The organism is Pedobacter westerhofensis (assembly GCF_900182595.1).
GTDB classification, from domain to species: domain Bacteria; phylum Bacteroidota; class Bacteroidia; order Sphingobacteriales; family Sphingobacteriaceae; genus Pedobacter; species Pedobacter westerhofensis.
This window is the reverse complement of sequence record NZ_FXTN01000005.1, coordinates 371,520-396,936: the sequence shown is the minus strand read 5'-3', so window position 1 is coordinate 396,936 and position 25,417 is coordinate 371,520. Positions and strand designations below refer to the sequence as shown.

The window sequence follows — 25,417 nt, the reverse complement described above, 5'->3', positions numbered from 1 at the left end:
GAATTGCTCGTTCTTGATTTGGTAATTTTTGTTTTCATTTTAATGATGAGTTGTAAAGTATTAACCTTAGACCTGGTCTTTCTAAATACGTAAAAAATAAATGAGGAGGTTAATTATTGTGCAAATATAATAATAATCTACTAATCCTATAGTGTTTATTGATTTCCTTGCTTTTTGATGATGATTGTAGCCAGCATTAATTTTTCAACTATTTTATGTACTAGATTGAAATTTATCAAAAAAAATGGCCTGTATTATTGAATTTATCTGTTGATTTTCCCTAAAGAATGAGTATTAAGAAAAATAACGAATGAAATAGCTGATTTGTGCAAATAGTTAATTTAGATAATCAGGAAAGCCGATTTTTTAGTTGTTTTATTCTCTATAATTTTGTCTCAGATGAAACAAAGTGCAGCTATATGTAGAAAAAATTAGCCATTATATTCTAAAAAATATATATTGCGAGACTATTAATTATTTATTAAACCTAAATCAATGACAAAACAACTACTAATTTGTTTTGTCTTCCTGCTTTTTGCCATAGGAGCAAATGCACAAGACAAAACTGTCACGGGTAAAGTGACTTCAAAAGCCGACGGACAACCACTTCCCGGCGTTACCATTCGTGTTAAAGGCTTAAAACAGGGTGCAATGTCTAACGCCAGCGGAGAATTTTCGCTTACAGTGCCACAGACTGCCACTACAATCGACGTATCTTTTATCGGTTATCTGATGCAGAGCGTTGCTATTCCTGCTTCAAACAGGATCAATGTTTCTCTGGCTGAAGATTCACAGCAACTGGAACAGGTTGTTGTAACGGCTCTGGGAATCTCCCGGAAAAAGAATGAGCTGCCATTTGCTGCCCAGGAATTAAAAGCCGAAGAGATCACCAGGACCAGGGATATAAACCTTGTTAACTCACTGGGCGGTAAAGTTGCCGGTTTGGATATCAAAAGAAGCAACGCCATGGGCGGATCAACAAACGTTGTTATCCGTGGTTCAAAATCCATTACCCAGGGCAACCAGGCATTGTTTGTAATTGATGGGGTTCCTGTGAGCAACGCAACGGCAAACACAGAAAACCAAAGTACAGGTCGTGCGGGTTATGATTATGGTAATGCGGCATCAGATATCAATCCTGACGATGTGGCGTCAATGACTGTCCTTAAAGGTGCAGCAGCAACAGCATTGTATGGGTCAAGAGCTGCCAATGGTGTGATCATCATCACGACCAAGAAAGGAAGTAAAAATTCTACAAACATCACCGTAAATACTGGTGTAACCTTTGGCAAAATCGATAAATCTACTTTCCCTACTTACCAGAAAGAATACGGACAGGGTTATAACTCTCCGGCAACAGATGGTACAGGCAATCCGGTTCCAACTGCCGGTTTCTGGTACAGGGACGTTTTTGGTACTGGAAAAGTGATGACTCCGCAGTTCAGCTCGGATGCTTCATACGGGCCAAAATTTGATCCGAACCTGCTGGTTTACCAATGGTCAGCTTTGGATCCTTTCTCTCCAAATTATCAGAAAGCGACTCCCTGGGTTGCGGCGGCCAATGGCCCGGATACCTTCTATGAAACTGCGGTAACATCTAATCAAAGTGTGAGCATTGATGGCGGAGGTGAAAAAGGTACATTTAAAGTGGGATATACCCGGAATGATGAGAAAGGTGTTTTACCAAACAGTAAAATCACGAAGAACCTTTTCAATTTTGGCGGATCGTATGAAATGGCCAAAAACTTAACGGTGTCTGCTTCAGCAAACTATTCTAAAATTGACGGTTTGGGCCGTTATGGAACAGGTTACAGCGGACTGAACCCTAACCAGGGCTTCCGTCAGTGGTGGAACGTTGGTGCTGATATCAAAGAGCTTGAAGAGGCGTATAACAGAAACAGTAAAAATGTGAGCTGGAACTGGGGCGATGCTACAGGTACTAAACCAATTTATGCGGACAACCCTTATTTTAACCGTTACCAGAACGTAGCAAATGATACGAGGGACCATTTCTTTGGTAATACTGCTTTAAACTATAAAGTAAACGACTGGTTTGACGTGATCGGACGTGTATCTTACGATGGTACTTCGGATCTTCAGGAAGAACATATCGCTGTAGGATCTACTGCACTTCCTGCTTATGCACGTACCAACGGGACATTTGCAGAAACCAACTTTGACCTGTTGTTGAATTTCAACAAGAACATTACCAAAGATATCTCTTTCAAAGGATTGCTGGGTGCCAACCTGCGCCGCAGCAGGTTAACCAATATCTATGCGAAAACTAATGGCGGACTTACCGTTCCGGGATTATATTCATTATCAAACTCTGTAAGCCCGATTGAGGCTCCGGTAGAGAGATATGAAAGGAAAGCGGTTGATGGTTATTTTGCCAGCACAACATTCGGTTACAAAGACCTGGTATTTGTTGATGCAACAGTGAGAAGGGATCAGTCTACAACTCTTCCTACAAACAACAACGTTTTCTGGTATCCTTCAGTTGCTGGAAGTTTTGTATTCTCCAATGTATTGAAAGATTTGAAATGGTTATCTTATGGTAAAGTAAGGTTAAACTACGCAGAGGTTGGTAATGATGCACCAAACCTGAGTATATATGATACGTATACCAAACCAACTGCATTTGGATCTATTCCAATGTTCTCTGTTTCGGATACAAAAAACAATGGTGCACTTAAACCTGAGCGTACAAAAAGTATTGAGGGTGGTATCGAAACGGCATTCCTGAACAGCCGTTTTGGTTTCGACGTAACCTTATACAAAACCAATACTGTAGATCAGATTACTCCGGTATCCGTGACTACGGCTACAGGTTTCCTGAAATTATATGTAAATGCGGGTGAAGTTCAAAACAAAGGTATAGAGCTTTCGGCTTTCCTTATTCCTGTTAAAACCAGGGATTTTGCCTGGACATTGAACCTGAACTGGTCTAAAAATAAGAGCAAGGTTCTTTCATTGTATGCAGATGTACAGAATATCGAGCTGAATACACTGTCTCTGTCAGGAGCAGTTACCTATAACGCTGCAATAGGTCAGCCTTATGGTGTGATCAAAGGAACAAATTACGTTTATAACAATGGCCAGAAGGTAGTTAATGCCAATGGTTATTATGCAGCAACAGCAAGTTCTGCAGAAGTTATCGGTGATCCGAATGCCGACTGGATGGGCGGTATCGGAAATACATTCAAGTACAAAAACCTTTCACTGAACTTCCTTGTCGATATCCGTAAAGGTGGTGACCTGTGGTCTCTTGACCAATGGTATGGTCAGGGAACTGGTTTATATCCAAATACTGCGGGTACAAACGACCTGGGCAATCCTGTAAGAAATTCACTGGCTACGGGCGGTGGTATCATCTTACCGGGCGTACTTGCTGATGGCTCAGCGAATACGAAACGTATTGATGTTTCAAATTCAACAAATTCTGCGTACGGATATCCAAACAATCCTCCGCGTGCCTCAACGATCTATGATGCAGGTTATGTGAAACTGAGAGAGGTGGCTCTGGGTTATTCCCTGCCACAGAAACTGGTGAGCAAACTGCGTGCATTTAAAGGAATTGATGTTTCCCTGGTTGGACGTAACCTTTGGATCATCCACAAAAATGTACCATTCGCAGATCCTGAAGACGGACTGGGTTCTGGTAACGTTCAGGGATACCAGAGCGGATCTTATCCTGCTGTAAGAACTGTAGGGTTCAATGTTAAATTTAGATTATAAACACACACCATGAGAAAAATATATAGCGTTTTAGTCGCAGCAGTGCTTTTAAGCTCTTGTGCGAAAAACCTGGATGAATATAATATTGACCAGAAGAAGGCAACTGTTGTGCCTGCTGCCACGCTGTTTACAGCCGCACAAAAAAGTTTTGCAGACGTACTGACGAGCCCGAGTGTAAATACAAATGTTTTCCGTTTTTACGTCCAGCAGTGGACAACTACAGAGTACCTTGATGAACCGAGATACAATTTAACAGCACGAACATTGCCTCAGGCCTTTTGGTCGGCCATTTACAAAGACGTCCTGAGCGATCTTCAGGAGGCTAAGAAAGTCGCTAATGCTGATCCCTTACTAAATGCAGATGTAAAAGCTAATCAGCTTGCACAGATTGGCGTAATGGAAGTACTGGCATGGTCTACTTTGGTAAACACCTTCGGTAACATCCCTTACTCAGAATCGTTGAATATCGCCAATGTGCAGCCAAAGTATGATGATGCAGCTACGATCTATGCCGACCTTCTTGTGCGCCTGGATGCAGCGCTTGCAGGATTCAAACCGGCAGCAGCAGGTTTCGGTACAGCAGATTTGTTGTATAGCGCTAAAGCAGCGCCTATTGCCAGCTGGATTAAGTTTGGGAATGCCTTAAAACTGAGGTTAGGTTTAATCATTGCTGACAAAGATCCTGCGAAAGCTAAAACGGTTATCGAAGCAGCAGCAACGAATGTTTTTGCAGATGCTACAGATAATGCACGTTTCCCTTACACGCTGTCTACACCAAACAATAACCCGATCTCTACAAATGCCAACAAAGCATTGACTACCAGAACGGATTATATTGCTGCACAGGCGCTTGTTGATAAGATGAATGCATTGGCAGATCCACGCCGCCCGGGCTTCTTTACTACGGTTGGCGGAGCATATATTGGTGGTTTTTATGGGTTTACTAACTCTTATTCTAACTTCTCCACCATGTCGGCCAAAATTTCGGCATATGATTTCGAAGCTTTGCTGATGGATTATCCTGAAACGGAATTCGGACTGGCAGAAGCAGGCAGAAGAGGATTTACAGTGCCGGGAACACCAGAGCAGCATTACAATAATGCAGTTACTGCATCTATTGTTTACTGGGGCGGTACAGCAGCACAGGCTGCGGTTTACCTTGCACGTCCTGATGTGGCTTTTACCACAGCATCTGCGAATTACAAAGAATCAATTGGTATCCAGAAATGGATTGCCTTATACAACCGCGGTTATGAAAGCTGGACTGAATGGAGACGCTTGGACTTCCCTAAACTTTTACCTCCAACTGCAGCAACAGCGCCTCCGGGACAAAGTGTACCAGCTGGTTTATCTATCCCGGTACGTCTGATCTATCCTATTAATGAGCAAACGTTGAATGGCAGCAAAAGAGCAGAAGCTGCTGCAGCAATCGGTGGCGACCTTGTGACAACCAAGCTTTTCTGGGATGTGAATTAACACCCTGTAAATTTCTGAATCCCCTGTTTGCATAAACTGGGATATTCATCATAAATCCCGGAGAATTTGTTCTCCGGGATTTTTTATTTTCCACCCCAGGGGCAACCATTTACTGCTTTTATTCGTGATGATATTGTAATTCCGGTTATGATCATTGTAATCCAAGCAAGCGATGAAATTAAGAGTAGCACTATTAGGCACCCGTGGTATCCCAAATTACTATGGACGGTCTGAACATATCTCAGAGTACGTATCTGCCGGTTTAGTGAAGAGGGGGCATGAAGTCACTGTATATAATACGCACAGTCATCCCTATACGGCGGGTAGCTGGAATGGTGTAGAAATCAGGTGCTGTTATGAACCCGGATACCTGCCGGGTATCTTTGGCCAGTTTATTTATGAACTCAATTGCCTTCTGGATGCCCGAAAAAGAAACTATGATGTGATCATGCTGATGGATTACTCCAGGAATTCTCTGTGGGGCAGACTATACCCTCCAAAAAGTGCTATCATCACGCATATGGGCGGACTGGAATGGAAAAGGGAGAAATACACGCGGCCTGTTATGGCCTTTATGCGGTATGCAGAAAAAATGGCGGTGAAACACAGTCAGTATTATGTAGTCAATTCGATGCTGCGGCAGACCTGCTTACAGGATAAATATCATATTGAAAGTAAATATATTCCCTATGGTGCCGATCTGTTTTTTGAAATGGGCTGGCGGGAACAGTTCGACCGCTCTGAAGTATTCAGGGACGATTACTTTTTACTGATGCCGGGAACTGCGCCTCAGCACAAGCCCTTTCATAAATCTGTGATAGATACTGATGCGTTTTATCCTTCCAGTGCCAGTGAAGTACGATATCTTGTGGAAACGATGCAGCGCATGGAAATTGAAAAAAGGATGGTGAATAACGATCTGAAGAAGCTGAAAGACCAGTTTAACTGGGAAACGATTGTAGACCGGTATGAAGAGTTTCTGCTGGACTGTTACTATAACTACAACTTGGACAGGGCTATTTATTATTAATGGTATAATGTATGCTATCTATAATAGTGCATGCAGATAGTCTCCCTTTCTGATCATTACACCTTTCCACTCTTCAAAAATTTTCTCACTCCATTTGGGTGTGTAAAGTTCACCCGATCCCTTATTTCCTGATGCTGCGGGTGGCAAGTATGCTGAGAAGCAAAAAATCCGCTTCTCTATAAGAAAAGCGGATTTTGTAGTGGGAGATACTGGGTTCGAACCAGTGACCCCCTGCTTGTAAGGCAGGTGCTCTGAACCAGCTGAGCTAATCTCCCCTTGGTTCTGTCATTTTTCTGTTCAGCATGACTGCTGTTTTTCAAATAAAAACCCCTCAAATGGATCTGAAGGGCTATTTGGTGGGAGATACTGGGTTCGAACCAGTGACCCCCTGCTTGTAAGGCAGGTGCTCTGAACCAGCTGAGCTAATCTCCCCTTGGTTCTGCTCTTTCGCCATCCGGCCAGCTGAGCAAGCTGTTCCCCGTTGTTGGGAGTGCAAATATACACGTCTAATTTAAAAACGCAAAACTTTTCTCATATTTTTATGATAACACATCTTCGAGCACCTGATGGGATTTTATTTCACCAAAGGAGGCGGTGTGTAAGGTGTAGTAAACCAGTATCTTATCCAGGATGAGTCTCCGTGTACTGTTATCTATTTTTATTTCAGATAATTTTTCAAATGGGGTATTGAACAGGGAAATAAATAATACTGCGGGCGTTTTTTCTATAAAGTAAGGATGTATCGGTGGAAGGGATTTAAATTCGCCCTCCTGCAGGTCGAAATAACTCTGGTCGCTTTTGGTTTGGGTACTGGGGGCAAATCCCAGAAAGCGCGAAAGCTTTAACAGGAATGCAAGGTGAAAGTTGGCGCCGGCATTTTCGGTTTCGTCAAACCAGGATATGGCATTAAAAATATAATCGAATATATTTTCATCTGCATTTTGCTGACGGATACTTTTGTAAAGTACCTCATTTAAAAACATCACGATCGTGCTTTTGATAATGTCGTACGGGATTGTACGGAAAACCGGTGAAGGGCGAAGTTCCGAAATGCGCTGGATGCTGGTGTTGGCCTTGTGGTAAACCACCATATCCACCAGGTGCAGGGGCTGCAGCATGTTCATCCTGATCTTTGCCTTTGGCCTTTTTACCCCGTTGATGAGGTAAGACTGTATTCCAAATTTTGCCGTAAAGATTTGCACCACCACACTGCTTTCACTGTATAATGTAGTTTTCAATACGATACCGCGGGTTTTGTGCAGCATGGTCAGATCAGCTTTGGAATAAAAATGATTGCCCCAACCACTACAGAAATACCTGCTGCCACCAGCACGGCGCCGGCGGCAATATCTTTCACTTTGCCCGCCTGCGCATTAAAACCCGGAGATACCAGGTCCACCAGCAGCTCTACTGCTGTGTTTAACAGTTCTGCCACCAGTACCAGTCCGATTGCCATGATAATGGAGGCCCACTCTGCCGCCGACAGTTTAACATAATATCCGGTAAGCCCTACCGCAAGAATGGCGCTAAGGTGAATCTTAAAGTTCATTTGTGTTTTTGCAGTATATATAATCCCTGATACCGCATATCCAAAACTTTTTATTAATCTTCGCATATCATTTTATGTTGCCTCAAACGTATAAATTATAACTATTATTTGATGTATTGCCCCGTATTACTACTTTTTTACCTTATCAACACAATTATTCGTTGAGTAAACAGTTTATTTGTGTACTCGATACACTTAGTATTTTGTCAAACCAGATACATAATATAAACCAGCACATTAATTAAAACATGGAAATCAGTACTCCCGTTAAAAAAACCAGTTCTATTATCCCCCTTATTACAATGACACTTCTTTTCTTCATGTGGGGCTTTATTACCTGCATGAACGATATTCTAATCCCGCATCTGAAAGAGATGTTCCGCTTAACTTTCCTGCAGTCAATGCTTGTTCAGTTTGCCTTTTTCGGAGCTTATTTTATCGGCTCACTGATTTATTTCATGATATCCTATTATAAAGGCGATCCCATCAACAAAGTTGGTTATAAAAAAGGAATAATCTCGGGCGTAATATTATCTGCCGTAGGCTGCTGCCTGTTTTATCCGGCTGCAAGTTTAGAGGTTTACGGCGTATTCCTTGCGGCGCTCTTTGTTTTAGGATTGGGTTTCACTATCCTGCAGATCACTGCAAATGCGTACGTGACCTTATTAGGGCCTGAAGAAAGCGCTTCGAGCCGTTTAAACCTTACACAGGCCTTCAATTCATTTGGAACAACCATTGCCCCTGTACTTGGCGGACATTTAATTTATACCTTATTCCTCGTAGACGGAAAAGTAACGGCAGATTCAACCCGTATCCCTTACCTGATCTTTGCCGGTATCCTGATCGCCCTCGCGATCATTATCAGCCAGGTGAAGCTTCCTTCTTTCAGTTCTGAAGAGTCTGAAGAAAGAGGGCTTGGTGCATTGAAGTTCCCGCAGTTAAAAATGGGCATCTTCGGGATCTTCTGCTATGTTGGCGCAGAGGTAGGTATCGGCAGTTTGCTGATCAGCTTTATGGCCCAGGAAGATATCATGAACCTGCCCGAAGTTGTAAGTAAAAATTATCTTGCCCTTTACTGGGGCGGTGCAATGATCGGAAGGTTCCTTGGGGCAATCTCCCTGAGCAGCCTGGCGCAGGGGAAAAAACTGATCTATATGATCCTTGCTGCTGCGGCAGTTTACGGGGTGGTATTCAGTATCGTTGACCTTACTTTTGCACAAACGAGTTTCTTTATCATATTTATTATCTTAAATATTATCGCCTTTGTGATTGGTAAATCTGCACCGGCACGTACGCTCGTGTTATTTGCAGGAGTAAACATTGCCTTGCTGCTGCTGTCTGTATTTAGCAAGGGAAGCATGGCGCTGTATCCGATCCTGGGTATCGGATTGTTTAACTCGATCATGTTCTCCAACATTTACACCCTGGCTATTTCCGGACTGGGCAAATATGTGAGCCAGGGTTCTTCACTGCTGGTAATGGCAATTTTGGGCGGTGCATTGGTGCCCTTGATCCAGGGCGGCCTGGCAGATGCTATCGGTATACAAAATTCATTCTTCCTGCCGGCTGCATGTTATGGCTATATCCTGTTCTTTGGATTATACTGCATGAAGCGGATACAGGTATCGGTTGATAAACCGGTAAGAGTTAACCATTAAATTGTGTTACAACTCAAATTTCTGATGTTTCAACAAACATATTCTAAGCGCTTCATGTTATATAGATGTTTTAACACATTAAATATAACATGAAAAGTTTAGATCATAAAGTAGCTATAGTTACAGGTGCAAGTTCAGGCATAGGTGAAGCGATCGCAATTACCTTTGCGGCCGAAGGAGCCAAAGTTGTTGTATCGGATATCAATGAAGAGGGTGGAAATAAAGTAGTAGAAAAGATAAAAAGCAATGGTGGCGAAGCTGTTTTTATTAAAGCAGATACTTCAAAGCCCGAAGACAATGAAAGACTGGTAGCTGAAACTGTAAAGCAGTTTGGCAAACTGGACATCGCGGTGAACAATGCCGGTATCGGCGGGCCGGCGGCAATCGCTGCTGAGTACAAGATTGAAGACTGGGACAAAGTGATTGCCATCAATCTTTCGGGCGTGTTTTACGGGCTGCATTACCAGATCCCTGCACTACTGGCTAACGGTGGTGGCAGCATCATCAATATGGCTTCTGTACTGGGGCAGGTAGGAACGCCGCTTTCGCCGGCTTATGTAGCTGCCAAACATGGTGTGGTAGGTTTAACAAAATCTGCTGCATTGGGATATGCCGACCAGAAGATCAGGATCAACTCGGTTGGCCCTGGTTATATCAGGACTCCTTTACTGGAGAAGAACACCAGTGAAGAGCAGATGGAAGCACTGATCAAACAGCATCCGATTGGCCGTTTGGGAGAGTCGCAGGAAATTGCAGAACTGGTACTCTGGCTGGCATCTGACAAAGCATCCTTTGTTACAGGAACATATTACGCCGCTGACGGGGGCTTACTTGCACAGTAATCCGCATCAATTGCGGTATCGCCGCTAAAATATATCAATTAACGCTTACCTTTGTGGTAAGCGTTACATTATGTCTGTTGAAAAACGAGAACTCCATCCCCGGAATCTGCACCGTTCCCGGTATGATTTCCCTGCATTAATTCAAAGCTATCCCCAATTAGAGCGGTTTGTTTTTACAAACCCATATGGAGACCTGTCTGTAGATTTTGCCAATCCTGAAGCGGTAAAAACGCTGAATGCAGCCTTGTTAAAGCATTTTTATGCCATAGTCCACTGGGATATCCCCGAAAACTATCTTTGTCCGCCAATACCCGGCAGGGCCGATTATATCCATTACCTGGCCGATCTGCTGGCAGTTACAAACAACAATGTGATCCCTACAGGCAAGACAGTAAAAGTGCTTGATATTGGTGTGGGTGCCAACTGCATCTATCCGGTTATCGGCCACCAGGTTTATGGCTGGCAGTTTGTTGGCTCTGACGTGGATAAACGGGCGGTCAGTTCAGCAGAAAATATTGCGGCGATTAACCCCTCATTAAAAAACGATTTGTCCTTCCGGCTGCAGCATTCCTCTTCAAATATATTTAAGGGCATTGTAAAGCCCGGGGAGCTGTTTGATCTTACGATGTGCAATCCGCCTTTCCATGGTTCGGCAGAGGAGGCCAGGGAGGGATCGCAGCGGAAGGTAAGAAATCTGGGCAGGCAAAAAGGTAAAGAAGTAGTATTAAATTTCGGGGGGCAGCATGCTGAGCTCTGGTGTAAAGGTGGGGAAGTAGCATTCATCAGGAAAATGGTTCTGGAGAGCGCGGATATAGGCAGTCAATGCCGCTGGTTTACCACTCTGGTTTCAAAAAGCGCACATTTACCGATGGTATATGACGCAATTGACAGAGCCGGTGCCACTGCTGTAAAAACGGTAGAAATGGCGCAGGGGCAGAAGCTAAGCCGTTTTGTGGCATGGAGTTTTTTAGTAACTTTAAGCCATGATCTATAAACCTACGTACCAGGCGGCGCATACTATTGCTACAAAAGTTGAAGCTATTTTTGCAGGTCATCTTGAAACTGCCAGGGACAGCGGGGAGGAAGATCTTGCGCCTTTGCCTTCCGCGTGTATCGTAGAATCCATTATTGATGCAGCCTTCTGGGCGAGCATCCGTAAAGAGGAGGGGCACTCCCCAAAAATTTCACTCGCCTTTCTGCCGCCGGTACAGGCCGGGAACCCTCTGCTTTTCAGGCAGCGGTTACCACTGAACCCTACTACACTGGTGAAAATCGCACCCGGGATAGAACGTGCTGGTATCCACCTGGGCATCTGGCAGGAAGACGATGGTTTATATATCTGGGGCACTACAACGAGTATTCCCAATTTCTGTTTTGTAGTTGATGTTTCTGAGCCTGCTTTGCTGGTAATCAAACACAGGCGTATTTATGGCTTTGGGAAATTCACCAATATTGCAGTACTCAAGGGCGATCAGATCAAAATTGTGGATGGCGACAGTACAAAACTTCCGGACTGCCCGCCGATACTGCTTTCCCTTTTAGACCTCACTGCGCCTTCGTACTGGAACGATACGGTCAATGTGATGATCCAGCTGGCCGTGTCAATGCGCTCGCACCAGCGTGGCGGAACACTGCTTGTAGTACCCAATGGTTCCGGCAATTGGTTGCAGTCTATTATTAAACCCATACAATACGGTATACAGCCCGCATTTGTGGGACTGTCTAACCTGCTGCGCCAGGAACGTAAAGAAGCCAGCCAGATCTTTTGGCAGACGGCGCTGAGGAGAGAAGTAGAACACCTTGCGGGGCTTACTGCTGTTGATGGGGCTACGGTGATCACTGATGAATTTGAACTGCTGGCTTTCGGTGCTAAAATTGGCCGCGCCAAGGGTAAAGACCTGATTGAGGATATTTCCTTTGTAGAGCCTATTGCAGGCGGGGGAGCGGTGACAATGCATGCTGCAAAGGTGGGCGGCACACGACATTTGTCTGCCGCGCAGTTTGTGCATGATCAGAACGATGCGATCGCGATGGTTGCTTCGCAGGACGGGCATTTTACGATCTATTCCTGGGCACCTTCACAACAGCGCGTTCAGGCGCACCGTATCGATACGCTATTGCTGTAACTTTCGCCGGCATAATGGGGAACGCCCCTGTCAAAAGGACATAAAAAAAGCACCCGGAATACCGGGTGCCAAAAATTAATATATTATTTAAGGTCTTGTTCTGTTTATGAGAAGATAATTGCGCCTGCAATTACGCCGACGAATAATAAAGCCATTACTATTCTATCTACACTCACCCATTGTTTGCGGGTTAATGGTTGTTGTTGTTTTGTCACACGCTCTTGCCTTGCAAAAGCCGGGAAAAGAAGATTCATTTTAGCTAGCATAGATAGATGTTTTAGTAGGTACAAGGTTTATTACAAACCTTGCGCCAAAAAAACTGCCCTTGTTAAAATGTTAGGAATTCTTTCTTTGTGTTGACAATGGATTTTTTATTTTCTTAATATAATTGATATTTAGTGCGTTACAACATGAATTTGTTCAGCTCAGTGTACTATTTTTCGAACGATTTCCGGAGTACACTGTTCTTTTTTCCGTAACAAAAATAGATCACCAGTCCGATGCCCAGCCATACAATCAGGCGCAGCCAGGTTTCCCATGGCATGAATACCATCATGCCTAAACAGGTGAGAATACCGAGGATAGGGATCAGCGGAACAAAAGGAACTTTGAAGGGGCGCTCTGCTGCAGGATCTGTTTTTCTCAGGATCAGTATGCCAACACATACCATCAGGAAGGCCAGCAAAGTTCCGATGCTCGTCATTTCGCCCACAACTGTAATGGGTACAAATGCCGCAAATAAAGCGATAAATCCGCAAAGGAGGATGTTTGATTTGTAGGGTGTCTTATATTTTGGATGCACTTCTGAGAATACTTTCGGCAGCAAGCCGTCACGGCTGATGGAATAAAACATGCGCGACTGCGCCATCAGGTCGATCAGGATTACTGAGGTATATCCGATCAGGATGGCCAGGATGATGGCCTGGCTCAACCATGCAAAAGGTGTTTTTTCAATTGCAATTGCTACCGGTGCGCCGCTGTTGGCAAAGTCTTTATAATTTGCCAGACCGGTCATCACGTGGCCAAATAATCCAAAAAGAACGGTACATACGAGCAGAGACCCGAGTATGCCAATCGGCAGGTCGCGGGATGGCTTTTTGGTTTCCTGGGCTGAGGCAGCTACGGCATCAAAACCAATAAACACAAAGAAGACCAGTGCTGCACCGCGCAGTACGCCGCTCCATCCAAAATGCCCGAACTCTCCGGTATTCTGCGGGATATAGGGTTTGTAGTTTGCAGGATCAATATACTGCCAGCCAAGCGCGATAAATACCAGTACTACGCCTACTTTGAGAAAAACAATGACACCGTTAACGATGGCAGAACCTTTAGTCCCGCGGATCACGATCAGGGTCATGAGCACCACGATCAGTGCACCGGGGACATTGATCCAGCCATGAACAATGGTGCCGTCGCTCAGTTTTGCCGTCTCGAAGGGAGACAGTGTGAGCTGGGCAGGCAGGTAGATATGGAAGGAGGATAAAAATCGCGTTAAATATTGCGACCAGCTGATGGCTACTGTGGCGCAGCCAACAGAATATTCCAATACAAGGTCCCAACCGATAATCCAGGCAAAAAATTCGCCCATGGTAGCGTATGAATAGGTGTAGGCACTGCCTGCTACGGGGATCATGGAGGCAAACTCTGCATAGCACAGTGCGGCAAATCCACAGCCCAGTGCGGCAATGATAAACGACAGCGTAACCGCCGGTCCGGCATAGTTTGCCGCAGCCAGTCCCGTAATGGAGAAGAGCCCTGCACCAAGTGTAAGCCCTACGCCAATCAGCACCAGGTTTAAGGGGCCTAAAGTTCTTTTTAAGGAATGGTCTGAGTTCTCGGCGGCTTCGAGTTTAATCAGGTCGATAGATTTTTTGAGCATCAAATCTTGGGTTTTTCTAAGCTGCAAAAGTAGAATATTGTTTTTAAGATACAGTAATTCCAATGTAGTAGTAACATAATAAAAAATATATACTCTGATAATCAATGTGTTATTAAATATTTCATTTCTATACAGTACTATGTATTGCATATTACTATACAAAACACATAACTTTGTTTTATGATAGCAGAAAATACACAGACACAAATGCGGAAAGGCATACTCGAATATTGTGTGCTCCTGATTATATCGAGAGGGGAGATTTATGCCTCTGATATTATCGGCGAGTTAAAGGCGGCCAAACTACTTGTTGTAGAGGGTACTTTGTATCCGCTGCTCACCAGGTTAAAAAACAACGGACTGCTGAGTTACAACTGGGTTGAATCTACCTCCGGCCCTCCGCGTAAATATTACACCCTGACACGCGAGGGGACTTTAATGCTTTCCCAGCTGGATGGAACCTGGCAGGAGCTGTCATTTGCCATTGCACAATCCAAAGAATCAAAGAAAAATTAACCTGTAGCAGCACCGGCTGGTGCAGCGCTCTTAACCGCTCAAAAAAAAAGACAATGAAGAAGACACTTAACATAAATATCGGCAATTCCATTATTCATATTGAAGAGGATGCCTGCGACCTGCTCAACACCTATCTGATAGAAGTTAAACAGCATTTTGGCAAAAGTGCAGACGACTTTGAAATTGTAAGCGATATCGAAAACCGGATTGCAGAGATGTTTACCGAAATGCTGCATACACAACAGAAGCAGGTGATTGAACTGGCAGACGTTCAGATGGTGATCGAACTGATGGGTTCTGTGAAGGACTTTGAAAATGATTCTGAGGAAGCATCGTCTGAAACCTATAGCAATCCTAATTTCTCCGCTTTCGGTGAAAAAAAATTATACAGGGATACCGACGAGGCCATGGTTGCAGGTGTTTGTGCCGGCTTAAGTCACTACCTGAGAATGGACGTAAGCATACTGAGGGTCATTGCAGTGATGACTGTTTTCCTTGGCGGATCTGGTTTGCTTGCCTACCTGATTTTATGGGTGTCGATACCCAAAGCAAATACACGCTCAGAGAAAATGGCGATGAAAGGTGAGGCCGTTAACCTGCAGGGTTTTAAAAGAAACTTTGAAGAGGAACTGTCCAACCTGAGGGATAACTTAAGGACTGCGGGCGACCATATGGGACCGTTGGTGAAACAGTCGCGAAGCTTTGTCGCAGAATTTGCAGAGGTGCTGGGTGCTTTCATGCAAGGCGCGGGCAAGACAATCCTGAAGTTTATTGCGGTGATCATTATGATCAGCGGATCATTGGCCCTGATCGCTGCTGTGATCAGTGTTGCGGCCTTGCTTGGATTTTGGGATGCTTCCACTACTATTTTTCCCTTGAACATTGTTGATAAAGGATATTTTACGCCCTTTGTGATCGCAGTGCTCATTGTGGTGGTAGTTCCGCTGCTCTCACTGATCCTGCTCTCTATACGTGTTGCTTTTAACGGCCGCAGCATCAACAGAATGTTTTCTTATACTTTGTTACTGGTGTGGCTTTGCGCCCTTTCAACGGGGATTTTTTATGTTGCCAAAATTGGTTCGGAGTTTAAGGAAGATGCTGAGTTTACACAGAACATACCTGTTAAATCTTATCCTGCCTATAATTTATCTATTGACAGATCACGCTTTTTCAGTAAGGAAGACAGCCTCCATTACCAGTTGAATTCTTCGTACTATACGGGCAGGATTATCCAGGATGATGAAAGGGTAAACTTCAATGCGCCAAGGAATGTAACGATCAGAATTGAGAAGAGCGAAAATGATGTACCCTCCCTGACTGAAAGCTACAGTTCTCAGGGAGTAAATTTTGAGACTGCCTTATATCATGCAAAGAATATCCATTATGACTTTGTGCAAAAGGATTCTGTACTCAAATTCAGCCCTGAACTGCACCTGTTGAAAAACACAAACTGGCGTAACCAGGAGGTAGAACTGGTTTTAAAAGTTCCTGTAGGGACCAGGCTGAATATAGACAGGGACCTGGACCGTTACCTGCAGGGCTATTCTTTATGGGATTGCGGTGATGATGAGAGACGTGATGAACCGTACTATGGTGTGATGACCGTAGATGGACTAAAGTGTAAGTTTGATCAATAAGCAAAAAAGGGAACCAGATTTAATCCGGTTCCCTTTTTTGCTAAAGCTTTGCAGCGTTATTTCACTATATAGCGGTATACAAAACGGCCAACATTTCCGTTGACATCTACGCCTTCGATTACAGCCCTGTAAGTTCCCCTGCCATCTGCATTGTAGAACTCAACAGCAGTGTCGCCGGTGGCATTGGTAATCACCTTCGGGTTCCAGTAAATTGTTGTTCTCAAATCATTTCCTGTATAAGAACTGGTTTGTGTTACATATTTTGGAGAATAGAAATCCTTGGCCCTTGTATAACCTTTTGGTGTAAATTTAAGGATATTATTTTGCGGCATTAATTTCTTAAGATCTGCAAGGCTCATATTTGATTTTTCTACCTTTTTGGTATTGATTACAATGACACCATTACACTGGTACTGTTTGAAAACGATTCCCAGCTGATCCTGTGTAAATATCTCTACTGATTCTACATCCTTTGGCATCACGCTGCTGACAGAGATCGCATCTACAGCATTTCCGTTGATGAAAATCTGTACCGGCGTTCTGTCACCCTGGTTATAGCTGCGGCTGACGTAGAATTTGTCGACATCAAAAGTCATTCCCACGGCCATAGTCTTCAGGCACATCATCAGGTCGTTACAATCTGCAAACCGCTCACCGGCGATCATATGGTCGGGCATCATGCTGAGTCCTGTAAGCGCTATATAATCTGTGTGACTTGGTTTTTTAACCGTAGCGCCGGTAATTTTTACCTCCTTTAAGGTACGCAGGTTACTGTATTGTTTTTTACTGTTATCAAGGTAAGAAGACAGCGTACTGTCAATGTTTGCTACTTCGGTAGCTTCGGCAGGATTTTTTGTGATATCAGGGACAAAAGGCGCATCCAGCATAATCATATTATTGTTTCCTGCACCATAGTTGGCATTGATCACCAGTTCGGCCCCATCTTCAAAAACCAGGTTAGGGAAGGTAAAGACACCCATATTGGAGGTTAAAGCCTGGGATGAAAGCGTTCTGCCGGGGCTGGTAAGGCGCAGTCCTGCCTTTTTCAAAGGCATTCCGGTACGGTCTCTCAGCGTACCTGTAAAAGTAATGCCCTGTTCTGGCATAAAGGTAGTTACCGGGAACCTGTTTGCCAGGATCTCTTTGTAAGAGAAACGACGGTATCCCTGTGTAAGCATCAGGACATCCAGTTCCTGGCGTTTTTTCTCGTCGGTTTTAACAAAATAGTAATTCGGGCGCTCTACAAAGCCTTTCAGGTCTGAGGTTAAAAGCAGGGAGCTCAGGATCGTAGTTTCTGTATTTTCATCAACAGGCACCTTTTGCAGATCCGTAACGCTCAGCGAGAAATCACCTACCAGGTGCGTGGTAGAATCTTTGGCAGAGATGGTCATCCTTACTTTTTGTCGCGGTTTATATGCCGGCAGATCCGATTTCAGTGTCAGGTTCATTGCATTTTTATGCAGTACAAAAAACATCCTTTCACTGATCGGCTGGCCATCCGAGCCGAAAAGTGTCATTTGTATAATGCCCGAAGGGAATTTACTGGTTGGGATTTTTGCTGCGGTCACCTGGGTCTGCAGTTTTGACTGTGCCGCATAGTACACCCTTCCTCCGTTCTGTGCAACAATGGATATGCTTTTGCCCTGGTTCTGCTGGAAGTAGCCGTCATTGGCCACAATTTTGAAATTCACCAGTTCAGGATTAGTAGTGTTTACCTGTACCGAGATGCCGGATTCTACCGCCTTTGGCAGATCAAAGCTCTTTTTTGAACCATCCTTAAAAGTAATGTTCGCTTTATAGGTTTTGGTGCCTTCCGCATTGAGGTAAAAAGAACCCATTCCCAGATGTGATGAGGTAAAGGTGGTGATCTGGTTGCCATCATTATCCGTCAGTGTTCCTGTAAGGTCAATACCAAGGCCTTTCTGATTAATTGCCTTAAATGCAATCTGGGTAGGAACACCCTTTACAAGTTCGCCGCCTTCAGGAAAAAACTGAACATCATCGTTGCCAACAACAGGCTTTAATACAAAGGAAGTGCTTACAGGAGGTTCCTGTGGAACCATATTCAGTTCGGTCAGCAGGTTTCCGGTAGTGATAAATTCTTTACCGCGCGGGCTGATACTTAATTTCAAGACACCATTTGCATCCGTGACACCTTTGCCCCGGCTCACCACCTCATAGTTTGAGGTGACGCTCCAGTTGACGGTTTTCCCTGCCTGGGGTATTTTATCGAGGTTTTTAAACTGGATTCGTGCATCTATGACCTGGCTTTTGTCGGTCTGTGCAGTGTTATAGCTGATATGGGTAATGAGTTTTTTATCGATAGCCTCACCAATCGGGATGCTTTTGGTGAAGAAATACTCCGGACCTGCATTGAACATCCATACGGTATAGGCCCTGACATGATAATTGCCCTGTTTAAAGTTGATCATATCCAGGTCAAGGCTTCCATAAGCTACGCTGTTTGTGACCGGCAGTTTGAGTGTTTTAACGATAGAATCCTGGCTATTGATCAGGTCTACGTATACCACTTTGCTCAGCGGTGAGGGCACATTCTGTTCAAATGTAAGGTATGCTTTAAAATACATTGTATCAGCTACGCTATAATAAGGCTTATCAAAATGGAGATATACCTTCTCGGCAGGATAGCGGTCGGCAATAATCTTGGATTTATTAAGAATGTTGCTTAAAATAGCTGTGTCCTGTTGGGCTGATGCACTTATACTTATAGTAAAACAAAGTATAAAAAATGCAAATGATAATTTTAAGTAGTTCATGAATATCTGATAATGCGGGATTAATGTGCTAATATATTGATTTAACCAAGAGCTTGCCTACGTTCCCGGAGTCTTTAACATATTTTGACATTTACAACCAGCCTGGATACAGGGCTGCACATAAAAAAAGGGGAGCCAGATTGCGCTGGTTCCCCCTTTTGATGGTATTGTAAATTCTTAGTTAAACTCGATCAGGAACTGAGCAGAAGGAGTACGTACCTTTTTCAGGTTTACCAGCCAGTCACCCGCTGCATCCCTGTGGCCCAGGGCCAGAATGGTTACACTGCGCAATCCTCTTTCTGTAAGACCCAACAGTTCATCCAGCTGTGCATTGTTAAAACCTTCCATTGGGGTAGCATCAACCTCTAATAATGCAGCTTCGGCAATGGCCATACCAAATCCGATGTAGGCTTGTCTTGCTGTATGCGCAAAGTTTTCTTCGGCTGTTTTAGCCAGCAAGCCTCCTGTTAGCTGTACTTCGTAATCTGAAGGTGAATCATCAGGCAGGCCGCGTTCGTGGTTGGCATTAGAGAAAACAGATCTGATTCTTTCTTCAGTATATTTATCCCATGAGGCAAAGATCAGGAGGTGTGACGCATCCGTGATCTGTGCCTGGCCATAAGCAATAGGTTTGATCTTTTCTTTCAGTTCGGGATTGGTCACTACGATAATCCTGAAAGGCTGAAGACCCGAAGAAGTAGGCGCCAGGCGCGCTGCCTCAATAATCTGATCTACTTTTTCCTGCGGAACTACTGTTCCGTTCATTTTTTTTGTTGCGTATCGCCATTTCAGCGCATCGATTAGGCTCATAATTTCAATTTCAAGATTAGGTAAACTGTTCAAACAATAGCTTTTAGAACACTGTTACAAAGTTATAGTTGTTGTAACGTTAATCATGGAATGAAAGGCGTTTTTACTTTTAAATTACAGATCAGTTTTATTTTGATCGCCGAGATGAAATTTTGTGTCAAAAAATATCAGGCTTTTTTTTGGCGATCATCTTTTTATTTGTTAAACTTGTTATGCTTGCATAGAATTTGATGCGGCATTGCCGTGGCATGTAATTTTGTTGCGTTACTGTGCTGAATATTAGTTATTTAAATTATTGCGGGTAATGATAAATTACAACTAACCAAATATTATGAAAAAGAAATTACTAATTTTTTTACTGGGCTTGCCCTTTCTGGGCTACTCCCAATCCTTCCAGGTAAATCTTCAGGGACAAAAACAAATTGCTATGGGCGGCGCGGGAACTGGTGCGGCACTGGATGAGGCAGCAGTGTTTTTCAATCCCGGGGCCGTATCCTTTCTTAAACAGAATGGTGTACAGGCTGGTATTAGCCCGATTTTTTTAAAAACATCTTTCAGGGAGGCAGGTTCAAATATTACTGAACACAATAAGGATAAGATTGCAACTCCTGTAATGGGATACGCAGTGTTTGGTTCGCCGGCCGGCAGGTTAAGGTTTGGACTGGGAATATATACTCCTTTTGGCGGTGCAATGCACTGGGATGAAAACTGGACGGGAAAATATACTGTAACTTCACTTGACCTGCGGGCAATATTTGTGCAGCCTACCGTAAGCTACAAAATTACGGATCATCTTGGTATTGGCGCGGGGCTGGTTTATTCCAACGGACATGTAGACCTGAGGAGGGCTGTGCCGCTAACCTTAAATAACGGGCAATCCGGTACCGGCAAGCTGGAAGGCAGCACAAATGATTTTGGATGGAATGCCGGTATTTATGTGGAGACGATCTCTGGTGTTTCCATAGGCGTTACACACCGTTCATCGGTAAATGCAAGGGTGAAAAGCGGGACGGCTACATTTGATGTGCCTGATGCACTGATCAGCTCATTCCCGACAAAGTTTACTGCTACACTGCCATTGCCGGCAACTTCAACGATAGGTTTCGGATTTTATCCTTCAGAAAAAACAACCATTGTTTTTGATGTAAACTGGGTACGCTGGAGCAAGTACAAAGATCTTTCTTTTGATTATGATAATAACGCAAGGATCCCTGATACCAAATCGCCGCGGAATTACCATGATGCTGCGGCCCTGCGTCTAGGAATTCAAAACCAGACTACTGCAAAACTGGTATTACGGGCTGGGGTAGGTTACGCATTTACCCCGGTTGGGGAAGGATATGTGACACCGGAGGTTCCGGATGCCGACCGTCTGTTGCTGAGTGCAGGGCTTGGATATAAGGCTTCGAAAAATTTTAGTGTAGATCTTTCATTCCTGTATGAGAATGTAAAAGCGAGAACTGAAACCAATATTGAAACCAATCTGAACGGATCATTCAAAAGCCTTGTTTACATCCCCGGGATTGCACTAACCTACAAATGGTAATCTTAAAGAAACTATTATGAAAAGTAAATTTATCATCAGAAATATTCTTGCTGTTGCCGTTGTTGCGATGGCATCCTGCAAACCTGAATTTAAGGAGGTGACCCCAAATAAGGGAACGGCAGATTTTACACGCTATATCGCTGTAGGGAATTCACTTACCGCGGGATATGCAGATGGCGGACTGTATCTTGAAGGGCAGCAGAATTCGTATCCTGAAATGATTTCGGGACAGATGAAAACTGTTGGGGGCGGCGCGTTCTACTCTTCTTTTTTTAATACCAACCAGGCCGATGGATCGGGCTACCTGAGGATCAAAAGTTTGAGCGCTAGCGGGCTGCCAGTGACGGAAACTGTTACAGGTAACCTGGCTGTAAGGGGGCAGATTACCCTGCCTCAGGTTGGTGCAGTAACGTTGTACACTAAATTTTCGGGCGATCTGAATAACTACGGTGTGCCGGGAATCAGGCTTACCGATATTGATAATCCCGCTTACGGTAATGCCAACGGTTTCTTTGAACGTTTGCTGCCTGCGGCATCCCCGGGAAATACGACTTCATACCTGTCGTTTATTACGGCCAAACCATGGACATTCTTTAGCCTGTGGCTGGGAAATAATGATGCGCTGGGTTATGCCACCAGCGGTGGAGTAGGCGGTGTGCTGACAGATAAAGCGCGTTTCTCATCGGTTTATAATACTGTTGCCGCCGCGCTGACGGGTACCGGAGCAAAAGGTATTGTTGCAACGATCCCTGATGTGCTTGCCACTCCCTATTTCAATACGGTTACGCTGGCCAGCCTGCTTGCTGCAGTGAGAGTTTCTGCACCTACGGTACAGGCCTTGTATATCCAGACTGCTACGGGCACGCGGGCAGCAACTGCGCAGGATTATTTTGTGCTTACGCTGGGCTCTGCAAATGTAATTGGTGTGCCCAACGGAGCGGGACTTCCCTATGGTTTACATCCTTTAAACCCGATTGAAAGCAAATATGTTCTTGACCAGGCAGAGGCTGCCCAGGTAACAGACTATGTGAATACATATAATGCAACCATCAAATCGGTTGCTGCTGCCAAAGGGCTGGCGCTTATGGATGCTTACGCATTGTTAAAAGAATACGGAGCCGGAAAAACTGTAAACGGGGCAACAGTAAGCGCCGCATATATTACGGGTAATTTGTTCTCGCTCGATGGTATCCACCTTACGCCCCTGGGATACGCCATTGTAGCCAATGCCTTTATCAAATCTATCAATACACAATATGGTGCAAGTATCCCTATTGTGGATGTGACCAAATACAGGGGAGTGAAGTTCCCTTAATAAAGATAAATTGCTATAAAACAGCGGGCCCCGGGATTCAGTTATGATCCGGGGCCCGCTGTTTTGCGTCAGCCTGTTTTTTAGAAAATATTGGAATTAGCGCACAGTTCCCTGAATGTTGCCGGCGTTACTTTCTTTTCTTGCGATCATTCCGCTTTCCTGCGGCTGTCTGGTGGTCTGCGCGATAAAGTTCCTGGTTTTTAGTTCTGAATCTCCGTAAGTTTGCGATATATGTTCGCGCGTGGCCCCTTTAAGTTCCAGTTTGGAATGACCGTCTGTAACGGTATATAAACTTTGCGTTTCTGCTTTAATCAGTGCCGTGGCCTGATCATCCAGGAATATCTGAAGGTTGTCCAGGTGCAGTGTTCCATTTGATATTAATGATGATGAGTTTGAAGCATCAACACGGAAGATGTTTTTGAAATATACGGTGACTACACCGTGGGTCTTTTCGTCTGATGTAATAGATAGCGTATTTCCAAGTTGTTTGACTGAGATGTCGTTTGCATTTCCTTCATCGATTGTTACCTCTTCCTGCTGACTTTGGACAAGGTAAACAATCAGGTTTCCTGTTACTTTGATTTTTTTAATTTCCTGAGTTTTGTGAATTGATTGAGCTTTTAAGCTTTCTTTTGCGTTACCTGCTACTGTTAGCATGGCCGATAAAATAATTGCTGTTACTAATGCTTTCATGATGATTAAGTTTTACCTGATTGACTCGTTTATACAATCGGTTGTGTAATTTTAATGAGACAAAGGACGGGCTTCAATATTAAGTTATGCTTCACTTCGTATTAATTCTTGAAACATAAAAGATGTTATACCTGAAACTATTTTAATGTAATTCATCTTTTCTTTTCCTTTATCAGATCAAAGGAACAGCTTTTTGATGAAGCAGGAAATCCCCTAATAGGGTGCTTATATCAGCAAAAGTTCCCCATATATGGGGACTTCACAATCATTCATGCCTTGCGAACAGGCTGGGGATTAAATTCTTTCGAGGAAAAAGTAAAAATAATTGCCATTCTCATCGAGGGCAGCTTTGCCGTCTCTGATACCGATCAGTGTATTGGCATCTACTTTCCGGAAGTGGACCACTGTTGGCACGCCATCGTAAACCAGGGAGGTAGAGACCTTGCCTCTAAATTCTACCGGCCAGATGGTGGCTTCTCCGTTCATGGATTCTGTATCTGAGAATAAGATCCCCTCTGTATCCATGCAAACCAGGGGTTTTACATTTACGCGGGAAATGAAGGTTTTGCCATACCATCCGATTCCCCTGAGGGCGGCGGCAAAGGGGTGTCCTGTCTTTAGCTGTCCGCCTTTCCATTTACCCAGAATCTCTTCTAAAGTAACTGGTTCAAGGATCGCAAAAAAAATATCGAGGTCTTTCGGATTTAAAATAGAGGCAGAGTTTTTTAGCTGTTCAAATTTTTCTTTACTACTCATTTGGGGAGATTATCGTGATGGACCACCTGAATGCCGCAGTATAACCGGTTGACTGGTGACCATCACAAAGGACAAAAAAAATGACCGGACAGGAAATCCCCTATTGGGGGGATAAGAAGGATCAGCTAAAGGCGGCGCATGGCCGGGGGGAACAAAACGACAAAGGGCATCCTGTGTGAGGATGCCCTAATCATTTATGTGTATTCATTCTGGTAACTAAGGTTTAAGCTTAGCCTTGAAGATTTTCTCCAGTTTATCCATTTTGGGAAGGATCACCAGTCGGCAATAAGGCTGATTGGAGTTTTTTGCAAAATAATCCTGGTGGTAGCTTTCGGCCACATAAAATGGCTGTGCCTTTGTGATTTCTGTAACTGCCGGTTTTCCGTAAGCATTGGTTTTATTGATCTCGGCTTTATACTTCTCTGCAGCTGCTTTTTGCTCAGGTGTATGGTAAAATATAACTGAACGGTACTGGGTGCCAACATCCGCTCCCTGGCGGTTCAGGGTAGTAGGGTCATGGCTCTTCCAGAACACTTCCAGCAATTCATCGTACGATATTTTGGCCGGATCATAGGTTACTTCGATCACTTCTGCATGGCCTGTGGTGCCTGTGCACACATCTTCATAAGAAGGGTTGGCAATCTGGCCGCCTTCATAACCCGATTTTACAGATTTAACACCTGCTAAACGGTCGAACAATGCTTCTGAACACCAGAAACATCCCATCCCAAAAGTGGCTTTTTGCAGTTTCTGCTGCTGTGCGTCGGCACTGTGAACGGATAAAAGGACTAAAATCATGATTGACAGATATTTCATTTGTTATGTTGTTAAGATAAAGAATGGACTTTTGTTCTCCTGAAAGGTTTAGTTGTCTAAACAAATTTACAGGATGCTGATGATAATTAACGCAGTTGAAGAGTGTATGGATGTAGTTTCCCAGGGTTCTGAACGAAGATTACAGTAGACTGATAAACACAATTACAGCTGTTAGAATGTTAATAATTTAAATTATTGTAAATTAGTACAATGGCCTTTGGTAAAAATCGAAAGATGGCTTTATTAACAATTG

20 protein-coding genes and 2 tRNA genes are annotated in these 25,417 nt (G+C 44.0%); 11 read left to right on the top strand and 11 right to left on the bottom strand.

The window, feature by feature from the left end:
- Positions 1-495 precede the first annotated feature (495 nt).
- The 3 genes from FN831_RS12055 (at position 496) to FN831_RS12045 (ending at position 6,244) form a co-directional block, all read left to right on the top strand.
- Positions 496-3,738: a SusC/RagA family TonB-linked outer membrane protein gene (locus FN831_RS12055; protein WP_142528458.1), complete on the top strand. Its 3,243-nt coding sequence runs from the start codon at positions 496-498 to the stop codon at positions 3,736-3,738.
- Between the two features lie 9 nt (positions 3,739-3,747).
- Positions 3,748-5,214: a SusD/RagB family nutrient-binding outer membrane lipoprotein gene (locus FN831_RS12050; RefSeq protein WP_142528457.1), complete on the top strand. Its 1,467-nt coding sequence runs from the start codon at positions 3,748-3,750 to the stop codon at positions 5,212-5,214.
- A gap of 172 nt (positions 5,215-5,386) precedes the next feature.
- Complete coding sequence (locus FN831_RS12045; RefSeq protein ID WP_142528456.1) at positions 5,387-6,244, top strand: DUF1972 domain-containing protein; 858 nt, start codon at positions 5,387-5,389, stop codon at positions 6,242-6,244.
- 200 nt (positions 6,245-6,444) lie between these two features.
- Here the strand turns inward: FN831_RS12045 and FN831_RS12040 are convergent.
- From FN831_RS12040 to FN831_RS12025, 4 genes are all read right to left on the bottom strand, one after another.
- Positions 6,445-6,519, bottom strand: a tRNA-Val gene (locus FN831_RS12040).
- Between the two features lie 79 nt (positions 6,520-6,598).
- Positions 6,599-6,676: transfer RNA gene (locus FN831_RS12035), tRNA-Val, on the bottom strand.
- Positions 6,677-6,783: 107 nt separating this feature from the next.
- The gene (recO, locus tag FN831_RS12030; protein ID WP_142528455.1) at positions 6,784-7,509 is read right to left on the bottom strand and encodes a DNA repair protein RecO; all 726 of its coding nucleotides are present in this window, start codon (positions 7,507-7,509) and stop codon (positions 6,784-6,786) included.
- A gap of 2 nt (positions 7,510-7,511) precedes the next feature.
- Positions 7,512-7,859, bottom strand: a complete 348-nt coding sequence (locus FN831_RS12025; RefSeq protein ID WP_142528454.1) for a diacylglycerol kinase family protein — start codon at positions 7,857-7,859, stop codon at positions 7,512-7,514.
- A gap of 182 nt (positions 7,860-8,041) precedes the next feature.
- Here FN831_RS12025 and FN831_RS12020 point away from each other — a divergent pair, with 182 nt between their 5' ends.
- The 4 genes from FN831_RS12020 to FN831_RS12005 all read left to right on the top strand — a co-directional run bounded on the left by FN831_RS12020 (position 8,042) and on the right by FN831_RS12005 (position 12,419).
- Positions 8,042-9,451, top strand: coding sequence for a sugar MFS transporter (locus tag FN831_RS12020; RefSeq protein ID WP_142528453.1), 1,410 nt, complete (start codon positions 8,042-8,044; stop codon positions 9,449-9,451).
- Positions 9,452-9,540: 89 nt separating this feature from the next.
- Entirely contained in the window at positions 9,541-10,293 is a 753-nt protein-coding gene (locus FN831_RS12015) for an SDR family NAD(P)-dependent oxidoreductase (protein ID WP_142528452.1), read from the top strand.
- 70 nt (positions 10,294-10,363) lie between these two features.
- On the top strand, positions 10,364-11,287 hold the full coding sequence (gene rlmF, locus FN831_RS12010) for a 23S rRNA (adenine(1618)-N(6))-methyltransferase RlmF (protein WP_142528451.1): 924 nt from the start codon (positions 10,364-10,366) through the stop codon (positions 11,285-11,287).
- Positions 11,277-12,419, top strand: a complete 1,143-nt coding sequence (locus FN831_RS12005) for a putative sensor domain DACNV-containing protein (protein WP_142528450.1) — start codon at positions 11,277-11,279, stop codon at positions 12,417-12,419. Before rlmF ends, FN831_RS12005 begins: the two co-directional genes overlap by 11 nt.
- A 104-nt stretch (positions 12,420-12,523) precedes the next feature.
- Here FN831_RS12005 and FN831_RS27690 read toward each other — a convergent pair whose 3' ends face one another.
- Both FN831_RS27690 and FN831_RS12000 read right to left on the bottom strand, forming a co-directional pair.
- A complete protein-coding gene (locus FN831_RS27690; RefSeq protein WP_185960457.1) occupies positions 12,524-12,685 on the bottom strand; it encodes a hypothetical protein in 162 nt (53 codons plus the stop codon).
- A 167-nt stretch (positions 12,686-12,852) separates the two neighbouring features.
- Positions 12,853-14,298, bottom strand: a complete 1,446-nt coding sequence (locus tag FN831_RS12000) for an amino acid permease (protein ID WP_142528449.1) — start codon at positions 14,296-14,298, stop codon at positions 12,853-12,855.
- Positions 14,299-14,478: 180 nt separating this feature from the next.
- Between FN831_RS12000 and FN831_RS11995 the strand changes: the two genes are divergently transcribed.
- Positions 14,479-14,814 (top strand): PadR family transcriptional regulator, encoded by a 336-nt coding sequence (locus tag FN831_RS11995; protein ID WP_142528448.1) that lies wholly within the window; start codon positions 14,479-14,481, stop codon positions 14,812-14,814.
- Between the two features lie 53 nt (positions 14,815-14,867).
- Entirely contained in the window at positions 14,868-16,451 is a 1,584-nt protein-coding gene (locus tag FN831_RS11990) for a PspC domain-containing protein (protein WP_142528447.1), read from the top strand.
- A 56-nt stretch (positions 16,452-16,507) separates the two neighbouring features.
- Here the strand turns inward: FN831_RS11990 and FN831_RS11985 are convergent, their stop codons facing one another.
- A complete protein-coding gene (locus FN831_RS11985) occupies positions 16,508-19,228 on the bottom strand; it encodes a carboxypeptidase regulatory-like domain-containing protein (protein WP_142528446.1) in 2,721 nt (906 codons plus the stop codon).
- A 177-nt stretch (positions 19,229-19,405) separates the two neighbouring features.
- Positions 19,406-20,038, bottom strand: coding sequence for an NAD(P)H-dependent oxidoreductase (locus tag FN831_RS11980; protein WP_142528445.1), 633 nt, complete (start codon positions 20,036-20,038; stop codon positions 19,406-19,408).
- Positions 20,039-20,369: 331 nt separating this feature from the next.
- Here FN831_RS11980 and FN831_RS11975 point away from each other — a divergent pair, with 331 nt between their 5' ends.
- Both FN831_RS11975 and FN831_RS11970 read left to right on the top strand, forming a co-directional pair.
- On the top strand, positions 20,370-21,584 hold the full coding sequence (locus FN831_RS11975) for an OmpP1/FadL family transporter (RefSeq protein WP_142528444.1): 1,215 nt from the start codon (positions 20,370-20,372) through the stop codon (positions 21,582-21,584).
- Positions 21,585-21,600: 16 nt separating this feature from the next.
- Positions 21,601-22,899: an SGNH/GDSL hydrolase family protein gene (locus tag FN831_RS11970; RefSeq protein WP_142528443.1), complete on the top strand. Its 1,299-nt coding sequence runs from the start codon at positions 21,601-21,603 to the stop codon at positions 22,897-22,899.
- A gap of 96 nt (positions 22,900-22,995) precedes the next feature.
- Here FN831_RS11970 and FN831_RS11965 read toward each other — a convergent pair whose 3' ends face one another.
- The 3 genes from FN831_RS11965 to msrA all read right to left on the bottom strand — a co-directional run bounded on the left by FN831_RS11965 (position 22,996) and on the right by msrA (position 25,164).
- Positions 22,996-23,592 (bottom strand): GIN domain-containing protein, encoded by a 597-nt coding sequence (locus FN831_RS11965; protein ID WP_142528442.1) that lies wholly within the window; start codon positions 23,590-23,592, stop codon positions 22,996-22,998.
- A 294-nt stretch (positions 23,593-23,886) separates the two neighbouring features.
- Positions 23,887-24,348 carry a DUF4334 domain-containing protein gene (locus tag FN831_RS11960; RefSeq protein WP_142528441.1) on the bottom strand — a complete coding sequence of 154 codons (462 nt, stop codon included), beginning with the start codon at positions 24,346-24,348 and terminating at the stop codon, positions 23,887-23,889.
- Positions 24,349-24,564: 216 nt separating this feature from the next.
- Complete coding sequence (gene msrA / locus FN831_RS11955; protein ID WP_142528440.1) at positions 24,565-25,164, bottom strand: peptide-methionine (S)-S-oxide reductase MsrA; 600 nt, start codon at positions 25,162-25,164, stop codon at positions 24,565-24,567.
- Positions 25,165-25,417 lie beyond the last annotated feature (253 nt).

Excerpts from the sequence above, each read along its gene's own strand:
- FN831_RS12055 (WP_142528458.1), top strand. The coding sequence starts at position 496 with ATGACAAAACAACTACTAATTTGTTTTGTCTTCCTGCTTTTTGCCATA.
- FN831_RS12050 (WP_142528457.1), top strand. The coding sequence starts at position 3,748 with ATGAGAAAAATATATAGCGTTTTAGTCGCAGCAGTGCTTTTAAGCTCT.
- FN831_RS12045 (WP_142528456.1), top strand. The coding sequence starts at position 5,387 with ATGAAATTAAGAGTAGCACTATTAGGCACCCGTGGTATCCCAAATTAC.
- recO (WP_142528455.1), bottom strand. The coding sequence starts at position 7,509 with ATGCTGCACAAAACCCGCGGTATCGTATTGAAAACTACATTATACAGT.
- FN831_RS12025 (WP_142528454.1), bottom strand. The coding sequence starts at position 7,859 with ATGCGAAGATTAATAAAAAGTTTTGGATATGCGGTATCAGGGATTATA.
- FN831_RS12020 (WP_142528453.1), top strand. The coding sequence starts at position 8,042 with ATGGAAATCAGTACTCCCGTTAAAAAAACCAGTTCTATTATCCCCCTT.
- FN831_RS12015 (WP_142528452.1), top strand. The coding sequence starts at position 9,541 with ATGAAAAGTTTAGATCATAAAGTAGCTATAGTTACAGGTGCAAGTTCA.
- rlmF (WP_142528451.1), top strand. The coding sequence starts at position 10,364 with ATGTCTGTTGAAAAACGAGAACTCCATCCCCGGAATCTGCACCGTTCC.
- FN831_RS12005 (WP_142528450.1), top strand. The coding sequence starts at position 11,277 with ATGATCTATAAACCTACGTACCAGGCGGCGCATACTATTGCTACAAAA.
- FN831_RS27690 (WP_185960457.1), bottom strand. The coding sequence starts at position 12,685 with ATGCTAGCTAAAATGAATCTTCTTTTCCCGGCTTTTGCAAGGCAAGAG.
- FN831_RS12000 (WP_142528449.1), bottom strand. The coding sequence starts at position 14,298 with ATGCTCAAAAAATCTATCGACCTGATTAAACTCGAAGCCGCCGAGAAC.
- FN831_RS11995 (WP_142528448.1), top strand. The coding sequence starts at position 14,479 with ATGATAGCAGAAAATACACAGACACAAATGCGGAAAGGCATACTCGAA.
- FN831_RS11990 (WP_142528447.1), top strand. The coding sequence starts at position 14,868 with ATGAAGAAGACACTTAACATAAATATCGGCAATTCCATTATTCATATT.
- FN831_RS11985 (WP_142528446.1), bottom strand. The coding sequence starts at position 19,228 with ATGAACTACTTAAAATTATCATTTGCATTTTTTATACTTTGTTTTACT.
- FN831_RS11980 (WP_142528445.1), bottom strand. The coding sequence starts at position 20,038 with ATGAGCCTAATCGATGCGCTGAAATGGCGATACGCAACAAAAAAAATG.
- FN831_RS11975 (WP_142528444.1), top strand. The coding sequence starts at position 20,370 with ATGAAAAAGAAATTACTAATTTTTTTACTGGGCTTGCCCTTTCTGGGC.
- FN831_RS11970 (WP_142528443.1), top strand. The coding sequence starts at position 21,601 with ATGAAAAGTAAATTTATCATCAGAAATATTCTTGCTGTTGCCGTTGTT.
- FN831_RS11965 (WP_142528442.1), bottom strand. The coding sequence starts at position 23,592 with ATGAAAGCATTAGTAACAGCAATTATTTTATCGGCCATGCTAACAGTA.
- FN831_RS11960 (WP_142528441.1), bottom strand. The coding sequence starts at position 24,348 with ATGAGTAGTAAAGAAAAATTTGAACAGCTAAAAAACTCTGCCTCTATT.
- msrA (WP_142528440.1), bottom strand. The coding sequence starts at position 25,164 with ATGAAATATCTGTCAATCATGATTTTAGTCCTTTTATCCGTTCACAGT.